The 7,662-nt window shown below is 68.5% G+C and carries 8 protein-coding genes and 1 tRNA gene; 3 read left to right on the forward strand and 6 right to left on the reverse strand.

Annotation, left to right across the window (positions count from 1 at the left end):
• Positions 1–119: 119 nt before the first annotated feature.
• Positions 120–803 carry a hypothetical protein gene (locus ACO1BR_RS13890; protein ID WP_159504655.1) on the reverse strand — a complete coding sequence of 228 codons (684 nt, stop codon included), beginning with the start codon at positions 801–803 and terminating at the stop codon, positions 120–122.
• A gap of 47 nt (positions 804–850) precedes the next feature.
• Between ACO1BR_RS13890 and ACO1BR_RS13895 the strand changes: the two genes are divergently transcribed.
• Positions 851–1,039 (forward strand): DUF5703 family protein, encoded by a 189-nt coding sequence (locus ACO1BR_RS13895; RefSeq protein ID WP_426795366.1) that lies wholly within the window; start codon positions 851–853, stop codon positions 1,037–1,039.
• An 86-nt stretch (positions 1,040–1,125) separates the two neighbouring features.
• Here ACO1BR_RS13895 and ACO1BR_RS13900 read toward each other — a convergent pair whose 3' ends face one another.
• From ACO1BR_RS13900 to ACO1BR_RS13910, 3 genes are all read right to left on the reverse strand, one after another.
• Positions 1,126–1,938: a chaplin family protein gene (locus ACO1BR_RS13900; protein ID WP_426795367.1), complete on the reverse strand. Its 813-nt coding sequence runs from the start codon at positions 1,936–1,938 to the stop codon at positions 1,126–1,128.
• A 177-nt stretch (positions 1,939–2,115) separates the two neighbouring features.
• Positions 2,116–2,349: a chaplin gene (locus ACO1BR_RS13905; RefSeq protein ID WP_426795368.1), complete on the reverse strand. Its 234-nt coding sequence runs from the start codon at positions 2,347–2,349 to the stop codon at positions 2,116–2,118.
• Between the two features lie 190 nt (positions 2,350–2,539).
• Positions 2,540–3,865, reverse strand: coding sequence for a M20/M25/M40 family metallo-hydrolase (locus ACO1BR_RS13910; RefSeq protein WP_426795369.1), 1,326 nt, complete (start codon positions 3,863–3,865; stop codon positions 2,540–2,542).
• 320 nt (positions 3,866–4,185) lie between these two features.
• On the opposite strand from ACO1BR_RS13910, the gene ACO1BR_RS13915 reads away from it, so the two are divergent.
• Positions 4,186–4,270 (forward strand) — tRNA-Leu (locus tag ACO1BR_RS13915).
• A gap of 124 nt (positions 4,271–4,394) precedes the next feature.
• On the opposite strand, the gene ACO1BR_RS13920 is transcribed toward ACO1BR_RS13915, so the two are convergent.
• Both ACO1BR_RS13920 and ACO1BR_RS13925 read right to left on the reverse strand, forming a co-directional pair.
• Complete coding sequence (locus tag ACO1BR_RS13920; protein WP_426795370.1) at positions 4,395–5,777, reverse strand: recombinase family protein; 1,383 nt, start codon at positions 5,775–5,777, stop codon at positions 4,395–4,397.
• A 327-nt stretch (positions 5,778–6,104) separates the two neighbouring features.
• Complete coding sequence (locus tag ACO1BR_RS13925) at positions 6,105–6,233, reverse strand: hypothetical protein (RefSeq protein ID WP_426795371.1); 129 nt, start codon at positions 6,231–6,233, stop codon at positions 6,105–6,107.
• Positions 6,234–6,990: 757 nt separating this feature from the next.
• On the opposite strand from ACO1BR_RS13925, the gene ACO1BR_RS13930 reads away from it, so the two are divergent.
• Complete coding sequence (locus ACO1BR_RS13930) at positions 6,991–7,533, forward strand: hypothetical protein (RefSeq protein WP_426795372.1); 543 nt, start codon at positions 6,991–6,993, stop codon at positions 7,531–7,533.
• The last annotated feature ends 129 nt before the right edge of the window (positions 7,534–7,662 follow it).

The following is a 7,662-nucleotide window of genomic DNA, read 5'->3' on the forward strand; positions in this document are numbered from 1 at the left end:
GCGGCGGGCTGAGCCCCGCCGCCCCGGGCGGACGGGTGCGGGGCCGGGGCGGCAGGTCGCTGCCTGCCGCCGCGGCCCCGTCACCGCTCCCGGTCACCGCTCCAGATCAGCGCTCCCGGTCACCGCTCCTTGTCGACCGGCTCCAGCAGATCGTCCTCGTCGTCGACGCCCAGCTCCTCGTCGAAGACCGAGCTGATGTCGAAGCGGCACACCACCCGCTGCGGATCCGCCTGGTCGAACGGCGCGGCGAGCCACTCGCCCGGCTCGGCCGGCTCGTCGACGGCCGCCACCCACAGGGTGGAGTCGCCCTCCTCCAGGCCGAACTCCTTGTGCCGGGAGGCGATCTCGTCCGGTTCGAACTCGCCGAAGAGCACCCCGAGCGCCGCGTGCACACTGCTCCCGACCACCGCGGCGGCATCAGGCGAGTGGCCCGTCGCGTCATCCGCGGCATCCGGATCGAGATCGGCGATCCGCTGTGCCTGATGCAGCAGACGCTGCGGCTTGGCGACCGTGTAGTCGCGCCGGATGAGCACGCTCAGCGCACTCGGCTCCTCGGGCCCCGCATAGGCGGGCAGGGTGTCGCTCCCGGGGATCTCGAAGGGGGTGACCTCGTCGTAGGTGTCGTAAAGCAGCTCGTCATAGACCTCAGCCGCCGCGGCGAGCTCGTCGAACGCGGCGTAGACGGCGGGATCGTCCTGCCCCGAGCGGCGTTCGACCGCGTCGAGGTGACGGTCCAGCGCGGCTTTGACCGCCTCAGCGGCGGCACGTACCTCGGCAGCGGAAGGCTGCGCAGCATCAGACATAGTGCAGACGCTATCCGTACCGGGGCCGGTCCCGCACAATAGATGCGATGCCGGAATACGAATTCTGCGATGTGTATGTGCCTCGGGGGGTCACCCGCAAGGCCACCACACGCCTCCTGACCGACCATGCCGAGTACGGACACTGGGAGTTGGACCGCCTGCGCCTCAATCCCGACGGCAGCCGCCGGGTGCGGCTGCGCCGCAGGATCATCCGCCAGCTCCGCGCCACGTGGTGAGTGCCGCCGAAGCGGCGTACGGACAGCAGAGCGGGCCCCGAAGGACGGGGCCCGCTCCGTCGTGCCCGCGTACGGGGCGCCGCTGATCAGCTACGGACGGTACGCGCCCGGCGGTAGAGCACCGCGCCTCCGAGCAGCAGCCCGGCACTGGCCGGAACCGCGTAGCCGAGCACCCCGGCACCGGTCTGCGCGAGCTGCTCGCCGCGCGCGATCGGCGTCACCCCCCGGGCGTGCGGTGCGGCCGCGCTCTGCGACCGCACCCCCGGAGCGTGCGGGGAGTGCGCCGCGGCCGGGCCCTGCGGGGCGGCCGAGCGCGGCTGGTGCGGGGCGCCGGGATGGTGCGGCTGCCCCGGGTGGCCGGGGCTGTGCGGCGTGCCCGGCTCCGGAGCCGGCGGATGGCCGGGCCGGTGCGGGGTGCCGGGTCCCGCCGGCGAGGCGTTGCCGCAGTCGTTGCCGACGGTCGGGTTCGCCACGCCGACCACGTCGACGCTGTTGCCGCAGACGTTGACCGGTGCGTTCACCGGCGCCTGGACCACGTTGCCGGACGCGACACCGGGCGAATTCGAGGCCCCGCCTTGGGCGTTGGCTCCCTGCCCGCCGGTCGGGCGGCGGTGCTTGCCGGTGCCGTGGCCATGACCGTGGCCGTGGTGCCCGCCGGACCCGTTGGCGCAGCCGTTGCCGAATGCCGGGTTGAGCGCTCCCACCACATTGACGCTGTTGCCGCAGACGTTGACCGGTGCGTCCACCGGCGCCTGGACCACGTTGCCGGATCCGACACCGGGCGAGTTCGCCGCGACCCCCGCTGCCCCGGAGTCCGCTTGCGCGTACCCCGTGGCCATGGCGAGCACTCCGCCCGCGGCGGCCATGGTGATCAGGCCCTTTCTCGCAACCTGTCTCATTGATTGTTCTCCTGCCTTGTGCCCTACGGGAATGCGCGCGGATGACGGTCCCGGTACGTGACGACCGTGGAGAAGCTCACCCGCGCACCGAAATACCCAGAGGCCCCGGAATGCTCGCAAGCAATCCGGAGCCAGCTGAGCCAGGCCCTTATCGGGCCTGAAACACCGCCGATGGCGTCACTTGTTGACGCAGGCGTTGCCGAAGGTCGGGTTCAGCAGGCCAATCACGGAGATCGTGTTGCCGCAGACGTTCACCGGAGCGTGCACCGGTGCCTGGGCCACGTTGCCGGACAGGACGCCGGGCGACTCCACAGCCGCGCCCTGGGCACCCGAGTCGGCAACCGCCAAGCCGGCGCCGGCGATGACGAGACCACCGGCGACGGTCGCAGCAGCGACGATCTTCTTGATCATGGTTCCTCCTTGTAGACAATGCGATCCCAGCCGCGGACCGCAATCCCTCCAACGAGGTCCAGGCCGTTGAAGCTACCAACACATCGCGGCATTCACCCGTTTCAGCGAAGTCGGCGCGAACGGCAGGAATTTCGCGCCGAGTTCAGCTTGTGCGAGCCTCGGTTTTCGTGGACGCCGGCCAACGAACGTCTCAGCTCTGCTCGATGAACCGGTCCAGCACCCGCACACCGAACTTCAGCCCGTCCACCGGCACGCGCTCGTCGACACCGTGGAACATCCCCGCGAAGTCCAGCTCCGGCGGCAGCTTCAGCGGCGCGAACCCGAACCCGCGGATCCCGAGGTCGTCGAAGGACTTGGCGTCCGTGCCCGCGGAGAGCATGTACGGCACCGCGCGCGCGATCGGGTCCTCGGCCTGCAGCGCCGACTGCATCGCGTCCACCAGCGCACCGTCGAAGGTGGTCTCCAGCGCCTTGTCCGCGTGCACGTCCTCGCGCTGGACCCGCGGCCCCAGAATCCGGTCCAGGTCGGCCAGGAACTCCTCCTCGTAGCCCGGCAGGAAGCGCCCGTCGACATGCGCGGTGGCCTGTCCCGGGATCACGTTGACCTTGTAACCGGCGCCCAGCTGCGTCGGGTTGGCGGTGTTCCGCATCGAGGCGCCGATCAGCTTGGCGATACCGCCGAGCTTGGCCAGCGTCTCGTCCATGTTCTCCGGGTCGAGTTCGGTGCCCAGCGCGTCCCCGAGCTCGTCGAGGAAGGCCCGCAGCGTCTTGGTCACCCGCACCGGGAACTCGTGCCGCCCCAACCGCCCGACGGCCTCGGACAGTTCGGTGATGGCGTTGTCCCGGTGGATCATCGAGCCGTGCCCGGCCGACCCGGCCACGGTCAGCTTCATCCAGTGCATGCCCTTCTGGGCCGTCTCCACCAGATACAGCCGGAGGTTCTCGTTGACGGTGAGGGAGAATCCGCCGACCTCGCTGATCGCCTCCGTCACACCCTCGAAGAGGTCGGGGTGGTGGTCGACGAGATACCGCGCGCCGTACGTGCCTCCCGCCTCCTCGTCCGCCAGGAACGCCAGCACGATGTCCCGCGGCGGCTTGCGCCCCGTACGCAGCCGGTCGCGCACGACCGCCAGCGTCATCGCGTCCATGTCCTTCATGTCGACCGCGCCGCGGCCCCAGACACAGCCGTCGGCGATCTCCCCGGAGAAGGGGTGGTGGGTCCAGTCCTCCGCGTTGGCCGGTACGACGTCGGTGTGCCCGTGGATCAGCAGGGCGGGACGCGAGCGGTCCTCGCCCTCGATACGCGCGACGGTCGAGGCGCGCCCTTTGTGGGACTCGAAGATCCGCGGCTCCAGACCGACCTCGGCGAGCTTCTCCGCGACGTACTCGGCGGCGGCGCGCTCCCCCGGTCCGGAGTGGTCGCCGTAGTTGCTGGTGTCGAACCTGATCAGATCCCGGCACAGGTCGACCACCTCGTCCTCGCCGGTGACCGTACGGGACGGCTGCGCCTCGCTCATGCCGGAACCTCGTTTCGCTCGGACCCGCATTCGCGGGGCTCGCACCTTTCCATGGTTCGCTTCTCCATGGTTCGCTCGCGGAGCTCGCTCACACTGCCTCCTCTTGGTTCACGGCCGCAGGGCACCCGGAGGCGCCCGCCGCGGCGGGGGTCCACCGCCATCCTCCACCCCGCACCGGCTCCGCCCAAGGCCGCAATACTCCCGACATGCCCTGGTCACAGCCTCGCGGCCGCCCGAACCCGCGGGTGATCGACCACCCCCGAACGTTTGCTATTGTTTCCCTCGTCGGAACGGCCCGGAGCCGAAACGACAGACACCTGGTCCGGGTGGCGGAATGGCAGACGCGCTAGCTTGAGGTGCTAGTGCCCTTTATCGGGCGTGGGGGTTCAAGTCCCCCCTCGGACACACTGTTGGCACGCGCTGCTCGGTTTCCGGGCAGCGATCATTGGCGCCCGTTCTTGGCTTCCGGCCGGGAGCGGGCGTTTGCCGTGTCTGTCCTCCGTTCGTTCATTGGGTGAGGTCGGGGGCGCTAGCCGATGAAGATCCTTTCTGCGGTGGGGGTGCTGGCGGTGAGGGTCATTCCTTTCGGGTGGTAGGTCAGTGTGATCTTGGCTGTCCGGAGGCGGGTGACGATGTCGGGCGGCGCGGTGCTGGTGGCGTCGGGGGCTGGCTGGTGTGGGGCCAGGCCGAGTCTGATCGCGAGGGCGGGCAGGTGGGGCAGGATGCGGTCTTCGCGTACGTAGGCGTTGCGGGGCCGGTCGCTGCTGGAGACGGTGGCGGTGGTGTGGCCGTGGCGGCAGCGGTAGGCAGGGCGTTGGTGGGACCAGCAGGAGTCCATCTTGCGCTGGCAGAGGGCGCAGTGCAGGAGGCCGGCGAGAAGGTATTTGCGTCCGGTGGCGGTTTCCCGTGGGGTGCGGATGTTCTGGACGGCGACGAAGTCCGCCTCGCTGACCAGTGCCCGGTGGGCCGGGGCGGTGGAGATGCTCCAGTTCTCGGGGGTGTTCCAGCGCCTGACGTCACGGGTACCGAGCGTGGTGTTGGTCGGGTCGAGGAGGACGTGGTCGGTGCATTGCCGGTTCCAGACCTGACGGCCGGTGTAGCGGGGGTTGGCCAGGATCGCTCGCACGACGGTGGCGTTCCACGTTGTCCTGCTGCGGTGGGGGTTGCGTTCGGGGTCGACGGCCGAGGGGCAAGGGATGTGCGCGTCGTTCAAGGCGCGTGCGATGCGGGCCATGCTGTGGCTGGCGAGGCGTTGGGTGAAGATCCAGGTGACGATGGGGCCGGTGGTGGGGTCTGGGACGAGGCGGTGAGTGCGTACGCCGCGTCGGGCCAGGCCGCGGTTGGGGTGTGGGCCGGCGTCGGCGAGCCGGTATCCGTAGGGTGGGCGGCCTCCGAGGTAGCGGCCTTGGTCGCGGGCTTGGACGGTCATCGAGGTGAGTGCGCGCATGCGGGCGCGGGCGACCTCGCGCTTGGCCAGGATGCCGAGCAGGACCATGAGTTCCTCGTGGCCGGCGGTCTGTGGATCGGCGGCACCGCCCAGCTCGGGGATCCACACGGGGATGTTGTAGTGGTCGAAGAGCGGTGCCAGGACGGTGAACTGGTTGCCGTGGAAGGCACGTTCACTGGAACCGATGACAATGGCGTCGAAGTCGCGGGCGGGGTCGGCGAGCGCGGCCAGGAGGGCAGCTGCCTCGGGCCGGCGCGGCCAGGGGGTACTGCGACTGCGACCGATATCGAAGTACTCGGTCGTGATGCGGCCGTAGCCGGAGGTGAGGGCTTGGGCGCGTAGGAGTTGCCAGCCGCGGGAGGTGGCGGGGTCCTGGTGGTCCTCGGTGGAGACGCGGCCGTAGAAGGCGAACCGCAGCCCCGGCGATGGAGGCGCCTCGGTAGATACCGGGGTCTGTTCCTGCACCCACTGGTCTAGCTCAGGGAGCCGGTCGGATGCCCATGACACCGTGTCACCAGGCAGTGGAAGGCAGCAGATGTCCGACGTCATGGTCACCTCCGGCAGTGGGTGGTTGGTGAGATGACTTCACTGTCATGGACGGATGGCGAGGTGGATAGACGCGTTACTCCGTGCGAGCGAAGGGGACTTGACAGTGTGGAGGCTTTGGTGCTTTGCGTTGCTCGCGACGTCGGCAGCGAGGACCAAGTGCAAGGCGGCACATATGTTGCAGCGGGCCGGCTCGCTCAGACCGAAAAAACTACAGTTCAGAGCCCCTGATCTGGGATCCGTCCGTCAAGTCGCCCCGCCGCCGGATCGAGTCGGCGTGTAGATCTCGGCTTTGTCCTCAGGGGGGACATGGTGGATGACGGCGGTGAGGTCGCTGATGGCGCGGACGAGGCGGTCGATCTCGTCGTGGGTCACGCGGGAGCCGGTTGCGTGTGTGGCGGTCGGGGTGCGGAAGCGCTGACGTGCGGTTTCGTCCGGCAAAGGCGCTCTGATCGGTCCTGGACCGGCGTCTGGGCCTTTTGCGTGAGCGGACGCCGCACCGTACTCGGCATCTCGCGGATCCCCGGTATCCGCTGTGATCTCCGCCCCATGCGCACGCGGTAGTTCTCTGCCTCCGGCTCGCCCTTCGTGTGGCGACCAGCGGACCACAACGCGAATCCGTGTTCCGAGACATTTTCTGCGGCAGCGGCGCGGCTCAGCTACCGGCTCGATCGCCTCAAGGCCGCAATCACCGCGGGATCCTTGCCGCACTCACAGGCTGTAATGGTCGACTTTACGGAACTAGAATGAGCCAGCCCCACAAAGAGGAGGAATCGCCTCCACATGGCCCAAACCCTGGATAATGGACAGGTCAACGACACAACCACGTTCGACCGCCCTTGAGTTGAAGGATCAGGTTTTCGGTCACTTGTCCGTTAATCATGTGCCCCACACCGTCTTCCGGCCTATGGTCTAGTCCGCCTTAGGTCATCCGACCTGGGCCGTGGGTACGTAACGGGGGCATCGGGGGCAAGCCGCGACGATCATTGGCAGTGTCGCGCTTCCATCTCTGCACGGGGTGTCAGGCGTTGCGCGGTGTTTCCGACGACGGCGAGACCCTTCCATCCGGCTGAACGGGCGGGTGGCCATGCGTGCCCATTGCACGAGCAGTAGAGCTTTCAAGGGGGGACGTATGTCCATCATCAGTAAGACCGCAGCGATTCGCGGGCTTGCCGCTGTGGCCGCTATAGCCACGCTTGGGATCACCGCGCCGCAAGCCTCGGCGGCCGACGGGCTCGGCGCCGTGACGGGCGTGGCGATCTCGCCCAAGGCAAGCAAGGAGACCCGCGCGGTTGCCGCAGCCGAGCCGAAGGCCGCCCAGTACACGGCCAACCTGTGCGGCTCTGGATATTCGCTGTGGATGGCCCAACGCCTGCCGGACGCGAGCAATCGACTGGGAACTCTCTTCCTGTACAACAACAGCGACAACACGGCCGCCTGCGCGATTTTCGACAACAACACGGCCTCGGCCAAGTTCATGAAGCTCCAACTCTGCGAGAACCAGGTCAACCCGACTTGCAGCGTGGACGAGGGCACCTTCTCCCAGTACGCCGGTCCCGTCCGGATCACCGGGGACTACGTCTACTGCTCCAAGGTGACCGCTCTCATGAAGAACTCCGCCGGCTCCGGCTCCTACCTGATCAACCGGGCGGACTACGCAACCCCCTGCGACTGACGGGTACGAATAGGCCAACTCCAGTCCGACAAAGGACAGTTGGTGAAGCGGGATCCGGATGTGACGGGAGGCGATCGGTAATCTGCCCGCGTGGCATCGGTGCCGGTGTTGCCCGCATGCGGGCAACAC

This window comes from Streptomyces sp. YGL11-2 (assembly GCF_050054615.1).
GTDB lineage: Bacteria > Actinomycetota > Actinomycetes > Streptomycetales > Streptomycetaceae > Streptomyces.

What these genes read in the sequence shown, in the direction of transcription:
- ACO1BR_RS13895 (WP_426795366.1), top strand. Translation starts at nt 851, where the DNA reads ATGCCGGAATACGAATTCTGCGATGTGTATGTGCCTCGGGGGGTCACC.
- ACO1BR_RS13930 (WP_426795372.1), top strand. Translation starts at nt 6,991, where the DNA reads ATGTCCATCATCAGTAAGACCGCAGCGATTCGCGGGCTTGCCGCTGTG.
- ACO1BR_RS13910 (WP_426795369.1), bottom strand. Translation starts at nt 3,865, where the DNA reads ATGAGCGAGGCGCAGCCGTCCCGTACGGTCACCGGCGAGGACGAGGTG.
- ACO1BR_RS13905 (WP_426795368.1), bottom strand. Translation starts at nt 2,349, where the DNA reads ATGATCAAGAAGATCGTCGCTGCTGCGACCGTCGCCGGTGGTCTCGTC.
- ACO1BR_RS13900 (WP_426795367.1), bottom strand. Translation starts at nt 1,938, where the DNA reads ATGAGACAGGTTGCGAGAAAGGGCCTGATCACCATGGCCGCCGCGGGC.
- ACO1BR_RS13890 (WP_159504655.1), bottom strand. Translation starts at nt 803, where the DNA reads ATGTCTGATGCTGCGCAGCCTTCCGCTGCCGAGGTACGTGCCGCCGCT.